The following is a 14,285-nucleotide window of genomic DNA, read 5'->3' as shown; positions in this document are numbered from 1 at the left end:
TACGGTTCATCATGACGACGACTTCACTATCCGTGCTGCGGATGAACGGCATAACGAAAACATTTCCGGGCGTAAAAGCGTTGTCGGAAGTGGATTTTGAAGTAAAAGGCGGCGAAGTTCACGGGCTTCTGGGGGCCAACGGGGCGGGAAAAAGCACGCTCATGAAGATCTTGTCCGGCGCTTATACCGCGGACGGGGGAACGATCGAAATCGACGGGAAGCCCGTGCCGATTTCGTCGCCCAAGGATGCGATGCGTCAGGGAATCTTCTGCGTGTATCAGGAAGTCGACACCGCGCTCGTCCCGGAGCTCACGGTGGCGGAGAACGTGCTGCTGGACAGCGTTGCGCACGGGAGCGCCTGGCTTCGCTGGAGCACACTGAACCGGGAAGCGGCGAGAATCCTCGATTCGATAGGCTCGGACATCCCGGTGAAGCTGAAGGCGTCGCAACTGACCATCGCGCAGAAGCAGCTCGTGCTGATCGCACGGGCGGTGGCTCATGCGGCGAAGTGTGTCATTTTCGACGAGCCGACGGCTCCCCTCAGCCTTGAAGAATCGGAGCAGCTATTCGCGATTATGGAACGGCTGAAAGCGAACGGCGTCGGGTGTGTGTTTATTTCGCACCGGCTTGCGGAAGTGACCCGGCTGTGCGACCGGATCACGGTCATGCGGGACGGAAGCCGCGTGCTGACGAAGGCCGCCCAGGGTACCAGTCACGGCGAAATCATTGAAACGATGCTCGGCAAGACGTTCGCCGAGGAGTTTCCCAAACTGCCGGCGGACCTGGGCGGGACGGTGCTGGAGGTCCGGGGGCTGCGCCGCGGGACGAAGGTGCGCGGGGTCGATTTCACGCTCCGCGAGGGCGAAATCCTCGGCATCGTGGGCCTGGTCGGCGCCGGCAAAACCGAGCTGAGCCGGCTGCTCTTCGGAGCCGACCGCGCCGACGGCGGCGACGTCCTGCTGCGCGGCAAACGGCTGCGGCTCCATGAGCCGGAGGATGCCGTACGCGCAGGCGTGGTGCTTGTGCCGGAGGAACGGCGCAAGCAGGGCGTGCTTGTGGAGGAATCGGTCCAGCGCAACTTGTCGTTGCCGATTCTCCGGAGACTGAGCGCCGGCGGATTCATCCGCAGGCGCGAGGAGCGAGGCCACGCCGAGCGGCTGATCGGCCGGCTCGGGGTGAAGCCGCCGCAGCCGGAGCGGCCGGTGAAGCACCTGAGCGGCGGCAACCAGCAGAAGGTGGCCGTAGGCAAGTGGCTGCCGACGGACGCTTCGGTGTACATGTTCGACGAGCCGACGAAGGGCGTGGATGTCGGCGCGAAGAGCGACATTTTCCGGCTGATCGGACAGTTGGCGCAGGAAGGCAAGGGCGTTATCTACCTGTCCTGCGAAATCGCCGAAATTCTGGGGATCGCCGACCGGATTCTCGTGATGAGCTACGGCCGGATCACAGGCGAACTCAGCCGCGAGGAAGCCACGGCGGAAGCCATTTTATCTTATGCCAGCGCAGGGGAGGCCGAACACGTTGAAAGATAAAGCACTGGACGTTTCGTTCCGCTACGGGACACTTGTCGTCATCGCTGCGGTTTTTGTCTTTTTTTCCATTACGAACCCGAACTTCTTAAGTTATGATAATATTTTTGATATTTTGCGTTCCATTTCTATCGTTACGTTTGTGGCGATCGGCGTCACGCTGTCGCAGATTGTCGACGGATTCGACTTGTCTGTCGGCTCTACCGTTTCCATTACGACCGTCGTGGCCGCTTCGCTGATGGTCTGGTACGAGCAGCCCCTGATCGTGGTTCTGCTGGTGCCCTTGGCGATCGGCATCGGAATCGGCCTGCTCAACGCCTTCCTTATTGTGAAGGTGCGCATTCCCGACCTGCTTGCCACACTGACGGTGATGTATATCATCGCAGGGGTGCACAAGACGTACACCAAAGGGTTTTCGGTGTACAACAACATGCCGATGCCCGACGGAACGACGGCAAAGGGTGTAGTGACGGAAAGCTTCAAATGGCTGGGCCAAGGAAAAATCATCGGCTTGCCGGTTCCCGTCATCCTGATGATTATCGCGGTAGCGGCCGTCCATATTTTCCTGACGTACACGCGTTGGGGCCGCCAGCTCTATATTACGGGAGGCAACCGCGAAGCCGCCCGGTTGTCCGGGATCGGTGTAAACCGGGTGCGGACGGCCGCCTACGTGCTCTCGGGACTTTTCGCCGCGATAGGGGGAATCCTGTATGCGGCCCGGATCGGTTCGGGCCAGATCGACGCGGGGGCTCCGCTGCTTATGGAAGCGGTGGCGGCCGTGTTCGTGGGGTATTCCGTCCTGGGCGCGGGCAAGCCCAATGTAATCGGCACTTTCTTCGGAGCGGTGCTGATCGGCATCCTGCTCAACGGCTTGACGATGCTGAACGTGCCGTACTATTCCTTCGATATCATCAAGGGGGGCGTGCTTCTTGCGGCGCTTGCCGTTACGTTCGTTCACTTGAACCGTCGGCGTCAATAGGGCAGGCACGAACAAGAGACCTTGAAGGAAATCCTTCAAGGTCTTTTTTTGAAAATAAAGCGGCTCTTCCGAACCCCTCGTCAGGAAGATTTTAGTTGACGATGGACAGATTGAGCGTATAATTTTTTCTTGTATCGACATTCAGGAAAGCTGGAGTCACTTTAACGAAAAAAGTAGTCCCGGACGCGCCGCCGTTCAGCGTAACCGATCCGTTGCCGCTTGCGGAGGACTGGTAAATAGGCACACCCAGCGGGGACAGTGTATATAACGTAATGAGGTAAGGATAGCCGGTAGGAGACGTTAGCGTGACTTTGTGTACGCTGCCGGCCGGAACTTGGTCGGTCCACCAGTCTCTGTCGAGCGATCCGCTCAATTTGCCGAAGTTGTCCCCTTGGGACAAAACATTGGCGGTTGTGTAAGTATCGTTAGGCTCGGTTTCGGTGTTAGCGTAAGCGGAAGAGACTCCTAAGGTCAGCAGGAAAAGAAGCGTGAGGACGATAATTTTTTTCATGAACGACACCTCCAGGTTATAATAAATGATAGGTTGGCCAACCTATCTTAAAAAATAACATATATAGGCAAAATTGTAAATTTAGTATTTGTAAAATATCCGCTTCATTGCCTCGAGGTTAAGCTCTACAAGCATAAAAAAACAGCCAGTCCCGTTTATCAAAAGGAGCAGGCTGCTTTTACAACTTTCGGATTCTATCAAACTTTCACTTCCCGGAGGTTTAGAAAAACCGATTGTTAGACAGGATGTATAAAGAGAGAGAACGTCATACCCGTTTTCCGCTCGTCGTGGTGCAAACAAGCCGACTAGAGCCTCATGTACAGCAGCCAACTCAAACTTCCGGCAACCGCGCCTGCCGCCACAGCGACCCAGAACCAGCCGTTGTGCAGCATTTGCCGCAAAAATGCAGGAAGTTTCCGCATAAAACCGCCTCCTTTTTCATACTTTTTATCATCATCGCAAGGGCAGGGCCGTGCGGTCCGCAAATTTTGCTGAAAGTTCTGAAATACCGGAACCATCCCCCCGTCTATTCGTTATATAGTAGAGAGAGTTAGAGCGGGCGGAAAGGCCCCGAGTTTTGTGAGGATAGGAGCATACACCATATGTTTACCAAACAATATTTTCAAAGCAAAGGTTTCCGGAGAATTTTGATCTTCGCCCTGCTTGCCCTTATTCTTTATGCTATGCAGAGCATGATCAATCTCATTCTGCTTACGTTCATCTTCGCTTTTCTGATGGACCGTATGCAGTCGTCCGTCTCATCCAGGCTGAACCGGTATATGAGAGTGGACCGGCGCTGGATCGTAGCGATTCTGTACGTGGTTATTCTGGCGCTGCTGGGGATCGGGATGTACAGGTATTTGCCTGTCGTGGCCGTCCAGGTATCGCAGGTCGTCAGGCAGTTGTATGAATTTTATACGCAGCCGCAGGACAATGAAGTGCTCAGCTATATCATCAACCTGATTAAACCTTACATTGAACAGACCGAGCTCTCGAAGTATATGAACCAGGGATTCGGCTTTGTGTTCAAATCGGTGACTGACATCAGCAAAGTGCTTGTGCAGGTGTTCATCGCCCTGCTCCTCAGCCTGTTTTTCCTGCTCGAGAAGCCGAGAATCATCCGCTTTACCGCGAAGTTCAAAGACAGCAAAATCGCGGCGTTTTACGAAGAAGTGGCCTATTTCGGCAGCCGTTTTGTCCACTCTTTCGGTAAAGTGCTGGAAGCTCAGTTCCTCATCGCGCTCGTAAACGGCATTCTGTCCGTCATCGCGCTGTGGATTCTCGGTTTTCCTCAGCTGTTCGGCCTTGGCTTGATGATTTTCCTGCTGGGCCTTGTCCCCGTGGCGGGCGTCATCATATCACTGATTCCGCTCTGTACGATTGCTTACAGCATAGACGGGATCATGATGGTGGTATATGTGCTTGTCCTGGTCGCGATTCTCCACGCCCTGGAAGCTTATATGCTGAATCCGAAGCTGATGTCCGCCAAAACGAACCTGCCCGTGTTTTACACCTTTATCGTCCTCATCTTCTCCGAGCATTTTATGGGCGTATGGGGACTGATTATCGGGATTCCGATCTTTATGTTCCTGCTGGACGTACTGGATGTGACCCGGGAAAAAGAACCCGCTGCTTAAACCCAAAAGAGCAAGCGTCCCTTAAAGGGATGTCTTGCTCTTTCGAGTTATGCTGCTGCCAACCGGTCATCCGTCAAACTCGATGTGATTCCTCAGCCCTCGTTAGGCCCATTCGTTCCGGCTTATTCAACCCTCGAACCGGATTCGTCTGATCGTGTTTTGAACCGGATGAGCGCAGCTGACCGAAAATGGGTATTGAAAAAGTAAGCCGTCTATGATACAATATGTAATTGTATTGTTAAACCCTCTTTTTTAGTTCCTCTTTTATGAATAACATTCCTCCACCGAATCAAATTCCAACAACCCTAAGAATTTGTTTACCGTGTTACTTGATTCACACTGGCGCGGTCATCGGAGCCGCAAGGATGAAAGAGAGGCAGGGCTTTCATTGTTTTAGGAACACTAATTGGTCATTTCTTTATTCAGAGATCATTAGGAACTAGAAAACAAGGCCGTTTCTTCGAGCCTTCTATATGAGTATACTAACGACATTTTCTATAGAAACGGCAGTGGGTTTCTTTCCGCCATAGTAGCCATGGCACAAGGAAGAAGCAGATGGACACATAACCGCTACAGGCAGTAAAACGAACATACGAAAAACCCGTCAGCATGGCTGGCGGGTTTTTTCGGTTTCCGGTTGTTTTTTGCGGTGCTCTTTTTTTATCTCAGCAGTCGATCTCAAATGAATTTGAAACGGCGTTTCAGCAGGAAACGAAGAACGAAGTAAACGATCGTTCCGCCAAGAAGGAAAGCAAGGCCATAGGCATATAAGGACGCGCCGTTTTGCTGGTATTGATAGTAGGGGGCCGTGAAATTTTTGCCAACCATCCCGGCAAAGCAAGCTCCGCAAACTACGGCGCCCCACAAAAAGTAAGGTTCCAGACCGGGAAAAAGAATCGCTTTGCCGTTGTTTTCCGGTTTGTTTTTCGAATAAGCGTACAACCCAGCTCCCAGGAAAATCAAGATGTAAACCGCGCATATCCCGAACAGATAAAGCGAAGTCAGTGAATAACCGCCGCCCGTAACAAGATCCAAAGGGTCTAAATAATGCCAGTTGTGTCTAATAACCGGGTTTAACAGCTCTCTGTATCCGGGCCAATAAACGGAGAGGAAAGAACCCAGCATGCTTCTTAGGCCCATCGGCAGTACGCCGGCAACCAGGGACAGAAGAATTTGCGTCAAAGCCCCGCCCGTGAACGTTCCTGCAAACAGGACAATGGTGTACCAAGCGGTTAATATAAAGGTCGAACGAAGAACCTCACGCACGTGGACAGACAGAGTGAAATAGTCATGGTACGGCGACAAAAGAATCACGACAATATCCAGCGCGTTCGTCAGGAGAACCGCTCCGAGGATAAAAAGGATGCCCAGAAGCCATTTGTTTAAGTAAATTTGAGTGCGTTTGAAAGGCAGAGAGAAGGTGAAATCCTGATGAAGGCCTCGCCGCTCCATTCCGATAAGCAGGACCGCGACTCCCAGCGCCAAAACGGCAAGCGCAATCCGGTAGTTGGTAAATTCAGAACCAAATGAATATATCGTGGCGTTTTCCGAGTCCTTATTGATAAATTGCAGTTTCCATTTCATGTTTGCCGGGGATAGGATCAATTCATTTATCCGGTTGAAAACCAGAAACAGAAACCCCGCCGCAGGCATAAGCCACAGCAGCAGCTTGGCTTGCTTGTAGTCTTTTTTCCACAGCGCTTTAGACAGCATGTTCGTCACCCTCTCCCAGACGGTACTCAAATACATCCTCCAATTGGATGGAAAGCCGGTCGACCAGCAGCGGATTCAGGTGTTGAAGGTGCTGGAGAGTTTGCACGGAATCGTCCTGGAGCAGGAGGAGCGTATAAACGCGGCCCACATGGCTCACGACTCTCACCTGAGGCAGACTCAGGAAATCCCCGGGCGGTTCTCCATTGAACACGACCTGCAGCTTATGCAGGGCTCCTTTGGTTTCCTCCAGAGAGGAGGCGGACTCCAGCTTTCCTTCCCGGATCATGATGACCGTGTCCGCGATTCGCTCCAGTTCCTGAAGCTGATGGGATGAAATGAGAACGGACGTGTTCCCGCTCGCGACTTCTTCGACGAGGAAGGAAAGAACCTGCTTGCGGACGATTGAATCCAGACCGTTCGTGGGTTCATCGAGGAGAATAAGGCTGGCTTTCGATGAAAAAGCGAGAAGTAGGCCTATAAGCGCCTTCATGCCTTTGGAGAAGGTGCGGATTTTTTTGCGCTCCGGAAGATGAAATCTGCGGAGCTGGTCCGCAAAATAAGCCGGATCGAAGTCGGGGTAGGCAAGACGATAAAGATCCGCGCATTCCTTGGCCGTGTAGCCTCCCAACATATCAAGAGAATCGGGGACATATACGATATTCCGTTTGGCATCGGGATGCTCGTGAATCGAACGGCCTTCCCATTGGACTTCTCCACGGTCCGGCTCCAGAATGCCGGCAAGGGTTCGGAGCAGGGTGGTTTTGCCGGCTCCGTTGCGGCCGACGAGCGCGGCGATGGAGCCTTGGCCGAGCCGGAATCGGACATCTTCCAGAACCGGACGTCCGTCGATGCGTTTGCTGAGAGCTTCAACGTTTAGCATAAGGGATACTCCTTTACTCCTTGATTTCTTTGTAAAATTGTTCGGTCCAGTCTTTAACCTGATCGGCCTTGATTCCCAGATAAGCGGCTTCGACAAGAAGCTGGCGGAAAGTGGAGCGGAACTTCTCAAGGCGCTCTTTTTCCATGCCCGGTGAAGACGGCTTGGCAACAAAGGTGCCTTTACCGCGCAGCGTTTCGATGATGCCCTGGCGCTCCAGTTCCTGGTAAGCCTTGCCGACCGTATTCGGATTGACGAGGACCGCGGCGGAGAGTTCCCGGACAGAGGGCAGACGGTCTCCCTGCTGCAGCGCCCCTTTGAGTATGAGTTCTTTCATTCCTTGTATGATTTGTTCGTATATGGGAAGTTCGCTTCGCTCGTTGATTTTGATCATCGAAGGAGGCACCCCTTTCTTGGCGGTAAGTAGGATGAAGAACGCGTGGTGTCGTTAAGCAAAATAAATTCTAAAGTGTACTACTTAATGTAGTACACTTAGTACAATAATGAAAATGAAGAGGTTTTGTCAACCCGGATTTTTCCGGAGCTTTAACGGTGTTGAAGAAGAGAAGTTGGCGTTTTTGGCCTTCCGGCCGGAGACATGTTAAGATCAAGTACAAACGAAACCGGAGAAAGGAAACGGAAACACGATGGACCTTAATCCGAAGATGACACGCAGAGCCTTTCTGGCAAAAGGCAAATTTCTGATCGGCGCTTTGTTGGCAGCCCCTTTTGTTTCCTACGGATACGCGCGGTTTGCCGAACCGCACTGGATCCGCACCAAGCATGTCCGGCTGGAGCTGGAACGGCTGCCGCAGGCGTTCGATGGCGTACGTGTCGTCCAGTTCAGCGATGTTCACGTCGGACCCTATCTGGCGCCCGGAGATCTGCCGCAGCTTGTGGACATGATCAACGCGCTGAAGCCGGATTTGCTGTGCTTCACCGGCGATTTGTATGATTACCGCGTGTACGACGGTTCCTTAGTCAGTCAGGCATTGGCGGCACTCAAGGCTCCGCTGGGTAAATTCGCGGTACTCGGCAATCACGATTATTACGGATCGCCCGTGGAGACGGAGAAGGTGCTGAAGCCGGGAGGCTTCGAGCTGCTCACGAACCGGTCCGTCGCGGTCGGCAAAGATAAGGCGCTGATCCGGGTGGCCGGCGTCGATGACATGTGGGAAGGGCGCCCCGATCTGGACCGGGCGCTGAAAAGCGTACGCCGAGACGACTTCGTACTCCTGTTGTCCCATGCCCCGGATTTCGCGGATATCGCGCTTGAAGCGCCGGTTGATATGCAGCTGTCCGGGCACAGCCACGGGGGGCAGGTGCGCCTGCCGTTCTACGGCGCGATTACGACACCGATGTATGGGCGCAAGTATGTCGACGGCTTGTACAAACTCGGCGGAGGCAAGCTGCACGTGTACACGAACCGGGGCATCGGCATGACGATGCACCCCGTCAGGTTCTGGTGCCGGCCTGAGCTGACGGTGTTCACGTTAAAGAAGCGCCTGTAACACCGTAGAGTTCGCCGCAGTAGGCTCCGGCGGAGTGTCGCTCAATTTGAGCCGATACGGGCTGACATCCACTCCATTTTAGCGGAATCACATATAGTGTACGGTAAGACAATAACTCACCGAGAGGGGATACGAAAGATGGGTTATGTTGGAGGAGTAGGAGGAGTAGGCGGAGTAGGTGGAGTAGGCGGAGTAGGCGGAGTAGGCGGATACGGTGGCATAGGTACGAGCGTAGGTGCGATTCTGGTTCTGTTCATTCTGCTGGTTATCATCTCCCGCACGTTCCTGTACTAATTTTCGTATAAGTTCCTGCGGTCCGGGTTACCGGCCGAAGGCGTTCATGAACAAACCCCAGGCTGCTTGCAGCCGGGGTTTGTTGTTTTTTTATGCGTTTTTTCCTTCTGAAACGTTTAATTAAAGTGGAGGTCTTCTGCGAGATTCGCATTCCAAAATCAAGGAGGTACCGCCATGTATAAGGATTTGGAAGGAAAAACGGTTGTCATCACGGGAGCGTCTACGGGGATAGGAAGAGCGGCTGCGGTCCGTTTCGGCCAAGAGAAAGCGAATGTCCTGATCAATTACTTGAGCCATGAAGAAAACATTCCCGCCTTGATCGCTGAAGTGGAAGCCGCGGGGGGCAGAGCGCTGGCGCTCCGGGGAGACGTGACCAAAGAAGAGGACGTGAAGAAGCTGGTCGAAACCGCCCACGAGCATTTCGGTTCTCTGGACGTAATGATCAACAACGCGGGAATCGAGAATGAAGTCCCTTCTCAGGAGCTGTCCGCCGACGATTGGCGCAAAGTGCTGGACGTGAACCTGACCGGGGCGTTTCTCGGCAGCAGGGAGGCCATTTCCTATATGCTGGAGCATGAAATCAGAGGGGCCGTTATCAACGTTTCAAGTGTGCACGAAATGATTCCTTGGCCGCATTTCGTCCATTATGCGGCGAGCAAAGGCGGCATCAAAATGATGACCGAAACGCTTGCGCTGGAGTTTGCGCCCAAAGGAATCCGGGTGAACAATATCGGACCGGGAGCGATCGACACGCCCATCAATGAATCCAAATTCGCCGACGAACAGGCGCGCGCCGGCGTGGAAGCCCTCATTCCGATGGGGTATATCGGCAAACCGGAAGAAATTGCGGCCGTAGCCGCCTGGCTGGCTTCGTCGGAGTCCAGCTACGTCACCGGCATCACGCTGTTTGCGGATGGGGGGATGACGAAATATCCGTCGTTCCAAGGAGGAAGAGGCTGAGAGAAAGGAGAGAACTCACATGAACAAAACATGGTGGAAAGAAAGCGTCGTGTATCAGATTTATCCGTCCAGCTTCAAGGATTCGGACGGGGATGGCCGAGGGGACCTGCGCGGGATCATTTCCAAGCTGGATTATCTCGCGGAGCTTGGCGTCAACGTCATCTGGCTGTGTCCGGTCTACCTCTCGCCGGGCGCCGACAACGGCTACGATATTAGCGATTATTACGCGATCGATCCGCAGTACGGCACGATGGAGGATTTTGACGAGCTGCTTCTGGAAGCGCGCAAGCGCGGGCTGAAAATCATGATGGATCTTGTGCTCAACCATACCTCGGACCGGCATGCCTGGTTTAAAGAATCGCGTTCTTCCAGGGACAATCCCAAGCGTGATTATTATATCTGGAGGAAGGGGAAAGAGGGGCTTTTTCCGAACAACTGGGAGTCCTACTTCAGCGGAAGCGTCTGGGAGCACGACACGGAGACGGATGAGTATTACATGCATCTGTATTCGAAGCACCAGCCCGATCTCAACTGGGAGAACGAGGAGATGGTCGAAGAACTCTTTCGGATGGTGCATTGGTGGCTCGGCAAGGGAGTGGACGGTTTCCGCTTCGATGCGATCGCGCATATCGTAAAAGCGCAGGGGCTGCCGGATGCCGATAATCCCCAGCATTTGCCCGTGGTGCAGGCTTACCAGCTTTTTTCGAACCTGGAAAAGGTACATACGCTGCTGCACAAGCTCAATGACCGGGTGCTCTTTAACTACGACATCATGACGGTCGGCGAAACATCCGGACTGGGCCCGGAGCAGGCGCTGGATTACGTGGGGGACGAGCGCCATGAGCTGAACATGGTTTTCCAGTTCGAGCATATGAATCTGGATGCGGCTTCTCCGGGTACGGGGAAGTGGGTATCCAAGCCTTGGACCCTGCTGGAGTTGAAAAATGTGATGAGCCGCTGGCAGACGGTTCTACACGATAAAGGCTGGAACGCCAACTATCTGGGCAATCACGACCAGCCGCGTCCCGTGTCCAGATTCGGAAACGACGGCCCCTTTCGGGTGGAATCCGCCAAAATGCTCGCCACGTTTTTGCTGACGCTGGAGGGGACGCCGTACATTTTTCAGGGGGAAGAAATCGGTATGACCAACGTCGCGTTCGATCTCATCGACGATTACCGCGATGTGGAAACGATCAACTACTACAAGCAGGCCAAGTTGCTCGGCAAGCCCCAGGACGAAGTTATGAAGGCGATTTGGAAAAAAAGCCGGGACAACGCCCGCACCCCCATGCAGTGGGACGATACGGCGAACGCCGGATTTACGACGGGGGAACCGTGGATTAAGGTCAACCCGAATTATCCCGGGATCAATGCGGCTGCAGCGACAGCCGATCCGCAGTCCATCTACCACTACTACCGCAGCCTAATCGCGCTTCGCAAAAAGCATCCCGTCATCGTTTACGGCGAGTACAAGCTCCTGCTTCCGCTGGACACGGAAATTTATGCGTACACGCGGGCGCTGAACGGGGAGAAGCTGCTGGTGATTCTGAACTTTTTCGACGGAACGCCGGAGTTTACATGGCCGGAAGAGCCGGGAAGAGGGAAGGACGCGGAGCTTCTCATTTCAAATTACGATCCCGTCCCCGGCGAAGATACCGGCGTTATCAAACTGCGTCCTTATGAAGCCAGAGTTTATCTGCTCGGTTGAGAGGAGCGTTTTATCGGCATAGACAAGTTCTTTGACCGGATGTTATGATGAACAGAACACAATCGAATATGGTAAAAACAGGTGCGGAGCCCATTCGAACGGATCAGACAGTCCATAAGAACCGGGTTCGGCTTAAAACGGGAAGTTCGGTGAAAGACCGACGCGGACCCGCCACTGTAAGGAGCCCCCTGCAATCGCAGGGGAAAATTTTTTCGGCAACAACGTCACTGGATAATCCGGGAAGGCGCCGAAAAAAGCTCCGAGCCAGGAGACCTGCCTGTTTAAATAACACTAGATAACCTACGAGGATTTAGGGAGGTGTTGAGAACGGCTGAATCGCTGCCAACGGCGGTTTGCCGGAACGTGGGCGTACAAGTTTGCCCGGGGCCGGCGACTGTGCGGGTTGGGAGCATATGCGGGATATTCCCGCTTAATGGCTCGAAAGTTCGAAGCATTTCTATCCGAAGAGGATAGAAATGCTTTTTTTATTGTCCGGACGGGATGAAGAGGCAAACGGCAGACCGCCGTGCATATATAAGGCCGCCTGTACGAAGCGGACAGGGAAGGCCGGACGGCTCGATAACGGTTGTTCAGCGGAAGTGCTGGAGTTTTTTTTACAGGGAAGAGGAGGAATGGGAATGGCCGGTAAACTGCTTATCATCGGATTTGGCCCCGGAGACGAAGCCCATATTACAAAACGCGCGCGCGAGGCGATTTCGGAAAGCGAAGTCATTATTGGCTATAACACTTATGTGGATCTGATCCGCAGCCTGATCGACGGCAAACAGGTCGTGCGTACGGGCATGACCGAGGAAGTGAGCCGTGCGCAGGAAGCCGTCAGACAAGCGGAGGCCGGGCGCAAGGTGGCCGTTATATCCAGCGGCGATGCGGGCGTCTACGGCATGGCGGGTCTTGTTTATGAGGTGCTGATCGAGAAAGGGTGGAAGCCGAGCGATGGCGTGGAAGTCGAAATCGTGCCCGGCATCTCGGCGATCAACTCATGCGCTTCGCTCCTGGGAGCACCCGTGATGCACGACGCATGCACGATCAGCCTCAGCGATCACCTGACACCGTGGGATCTCATCCGGCGCAGAGTCGAAGCGGCTGCATCCGCCGATTTCGTCATCGCGCTGTACAACCCGCGGAGCGGGAGAAGAACGCGCCAGATCGTGGAGACGCAGCAGATTTTGCTGAAACACCGCTCTCCCGATACTCCGGTGGGTATCGTCAAAAGCGCCTACCGCGACAGGGAGCACGTCGTGCTGACGACGCTTGCGGAGATGCTGGAGCATGATATCGGCATGCTCACGACGGTGATCATCGGCAACTCCGCGACCCGCAACTACGAGGGACTCATGATTACGCCAAGGGGCTATCAGCGCAAGTATACGCTGGACAGCGATATCCAGCCTCTGCGCCCTCATGAGCGTCTCCGCCGGGAAGCCGAGCCGTGGGCTCTGGAGCAGGACGAGGAAACCGGCGCGGAAGCAGCACCCGCCTTGGGGGAACAGTCCGGTGCCGGTATGCGGTCCGCGGAAGAGCGGGAAGCCGGCAGCGCCGTCCTGCCGTCCTTCTTCGACGAGGACGAGTACGAGGATGACGGTTACGGCGCATACAGCCCCGAGGCCGAAGGGGCCGGCACTACCGACGATTACGACCGCGAAGATTCGACGGTCCGCATACCAGCGGCCGGGACGCGGTCCGCGTACGATACGCCCGCGTCTTCGGGGGCCGGGGAGTACGGTGACTCGGCGGTTGCGGTCGCCGTACGTCCGCCCGCCGCACCTGCACAGGCTGCCGCTTCGGCTCCGACTGCTTTTGAGCTTGCGGAGGAAGCGCTTCGTCTCGTAACGGGCGAGCCCGGCGGTCCGGCTGCTTCCGCTTCCCCGGGCGGATTTTTCCGCCAGCAGGCTATTCTCGAATTCGCGGTCAGCCCCGGACTTGCGAACAAAAATCTCACTGCCAAACAGCTGATGGTCCTCGCGGACGCTGTCGGCGATACAGGAACGATGGAGTATACCCCCCATCATCAGCTGCTCGTCAAGCTGCGGACCGACGATCCCGATTCCGTAACGAAACGGCTTCGCGGAGAAGGGCTTCTGTTGGCTCCGGTCGGCGATGTGGTCCAGATCAAAGCCTGCGACTTCTGCAATATGGACAAGGGTGACGCCGTGCCGTATGCGGAGGAGCTTCAAGATCTTCTGGGCGGAGCGGCCGTGCCCAAAGAGATGAAAATCGGTTTCAACGGCTGCGGCATGGCCTGCTACGGCGCTGTGAAGGAAGATATCGGCATCGTGTACCGCCGGGAGAAGTTTGATCTGTTCCTCGGGGGAAAAACGGTCGGCCGCAATGCCCACGCGGCGCAGCCCGTTGCGGAAGGCATCGAGCCGGACAAGCTGGTCGAGACCATAGAGCGGATCGTCGCCCGGTACCGGAACGAAGGGCACCCGAACGAACGGTTCCATAAGTTTTTTGCCCGCGTAAAAGAGCTGGAGGGCTACCGGCACCGGGAAGTCCCGGCTTTTCAAATCGAAAACGCTTTGTGCGGAGATTAACGAACCCGTAA

The 14,285-nt window shown here is 54.7% G+C and carries 12 protein-coding genes and 1 riboswitch; of the genes, 8 read left to right on the top strand and 4 right to left on the bottom strand.

The window, feature by feature from the left end:
• Positions 1-11: 11 nt before the first annotated feature.
• Together PCH01S_RS23085 and PCH01S_RS23080 are read left to right on the top strand one after the other, a co-directional pair.
• The gene (locus PCH01S_RS23085; RefSeq protein WP_042233550.1) at positions 12-1,532 is read left to right on the top strand and encodes a sugar ABC transporter ATP-binding protein; all 1,521 of its coding nucleotides are present in this window, start codon (positions 12-14) and stop codon (positions 1,530-1,532) included.
• Entirely contained in the window at positions 1,522-2,508 is a 987-nt protein-coding gene (locus PCH01S_RS23080) for an ABC transporter permease (RefSeq protein ID WP_042233549.1), read from the top strand. The genes PCH01S_RS23085 and PCH01S_RS23080 overlap by 11 nt, the downstream gene beginning before the upstream one ends.
• 91 nt (positions 2,509-2,599) lie before the next feature.
• Here the strand turns inward: PCH01S_RS23080 and PCH01S_RS23075 are convergent, their stop codons facing one another.
• Positions 2,600-3,019 (bottom strand): hypothetical protein, encoded by a 420-nt coding sequence (locus PCH01S_RS23075; protein ID WP_042233545.1) that lies wholly within the window; start codon positions 3,017-3,019, stop codon positions 2,600-2,602.
• Between the two features lie 602 nt (positions 3,020-3,621).
• Here PCH01S_RS23075 and PCH01S_RS23070 point away from each other — a divergent pair.
• Positions 3,622-4,656 (top strand): AI-2E family transporter, encoded by a 1,035-nt coding sequence (locus PCH01S_RS23070; protein WP_042233543.1) that lies wholly within the window; start codon positions 3,622-3,624, stop codon positions 4,654-4,656.
• 678 nt (positions 4,657-5,334) lie between these two features.
• Here PCH01S_RS23070 and PCH01S_RS23065 read toward each other — a convergent pair.
• The 3 genes from PCH01S_RS23065 to PCH01S_RS23055 are packed head-to-tail and all read right to left on the bottom strand — an operon-like array spanning position 5,335 to position 7,640.
• Positions 5,335-6,399: a hypothetical protein gene (locus tag PCH01S_RS23065; protein ID WP_241688737.1), complete on the bottom strand. Its 1,065-nt coding sequence runs from the start codon at positions 6,397-6,399 to the stop codon at positions 5,335-5,337.
• On the bottom strand, positions 6,359-7,249 hold the full coding sequence (locus tag PCH01S_RS23060; RefSeq protein WP_042233539.1) for an ABC transporter ATP-binding protein: 891 nt from the start codon (positions 7,247-7,249) through the stop codon (positions 6,359-6,361). Before PCH01S_RS23060 ends, PCH01S_RS23065 begins: the two co-directional genes overlap by 41 nt.
• A 13-nt stretch (positions 7,250-7,262) precedes the next feature.
• Entirely contained in the window at positions 7,263-7,640 is a 378-nt protein-coding gene (locus PCH01S_RS23055) for a GntR family transcriptional regulator (RefSeq protein ID WP_042233538.1), read from the bottom strand.
• Positions 7,641-7,893: 253 nt separating this feature from the next.
• Here PCH01S_RS23055 and PCH01S_RS23050 point away from each other — a divergent pair, with 253 nt between their 5' ends.
• From PCH01S_RS23050 to cobJ, 5 genes are all read left to right on the top strand, one after another.
• Positions 7,894-8,757 (top strand): metallophosphoesterase, encoded by an 864-nt coding sequence (locus PCH01S_RS23050; protein WP_042233535.1) that lies wholly within the window; start codon positions 7,894-7,896, stop codon positions 8,755-8,757.
• Positions 8,758-8,895: 138 nt separating this feature from the next.
• Positions 8,896-9,051, top strand: a complete 156-nt coding sequence (locus PCH01S_RS31060; protein WP_164977156.1) for a hypothetical protein — start codon at positions 8,896-8,898, stop codon at positions 9,049-9,051.
• 174 nt (positions 9,052-9,225) lie between these two features.
• Positions 9,226-10,011 carry a glucose-1-dehydrogenase gene (locus PCH01S_RS23045; RefSeq protein ID WP_042233533.1) on the top strand — a complete coding sequence of 262 codons (786 nt, stop codon included), beginning with the start codon at positions 9,226-9,228 and terminating at the stop codon, positions 10,009-10,011.
• 19 nt (positions 10,012-10,030) lie between these two features.
• Entirely contained in the window at positions 10,031-11,719 is a 1,689-nt protein-coding gene (locus tag PCH01S_RS23040; protein WP_042233531.1) for a glycoside hydrolase family 13 protein, read from the top strand.
• Between the two features lie 106 nt (positions 11,720-11,825).
• A riboswitch (cobalamin riboswitch) is annotated at positions 11,826-12,014 on the top strand.
• Positions 12,015-12,357: 343 nt separating this feature from the next.
• A complete protein-coding gene (gene cobJ / locus PCH01S_RS23035; RefSeq protein WP_042233676.1) occupies positions 12,358-14,274 on the top strand; it encodes a precorrin-3B C(17)-methyltransferase in 1,917 nt (638 codons plus the stop codon).
• Positions 14,275-14,285 lie beyond the last annotated feature (11 nt).

The organism is Paenibacillus chitinolyticus NBRC 15660, assembly GCF_000739915.1.
In the GTDB taxonomy this organism is placed as follows: Bacteria; Bacillota; Bacilli; order Paenibacillales; family NBRC-103111; genus Paenibacillus_F; species Paenibacillus_F chitinolyticus.
The sequence above is the reverse complement of the archived record's forward strand: the minus strand, read 5'-3'. Positions and strand labels throughout refer to the sequence as shown.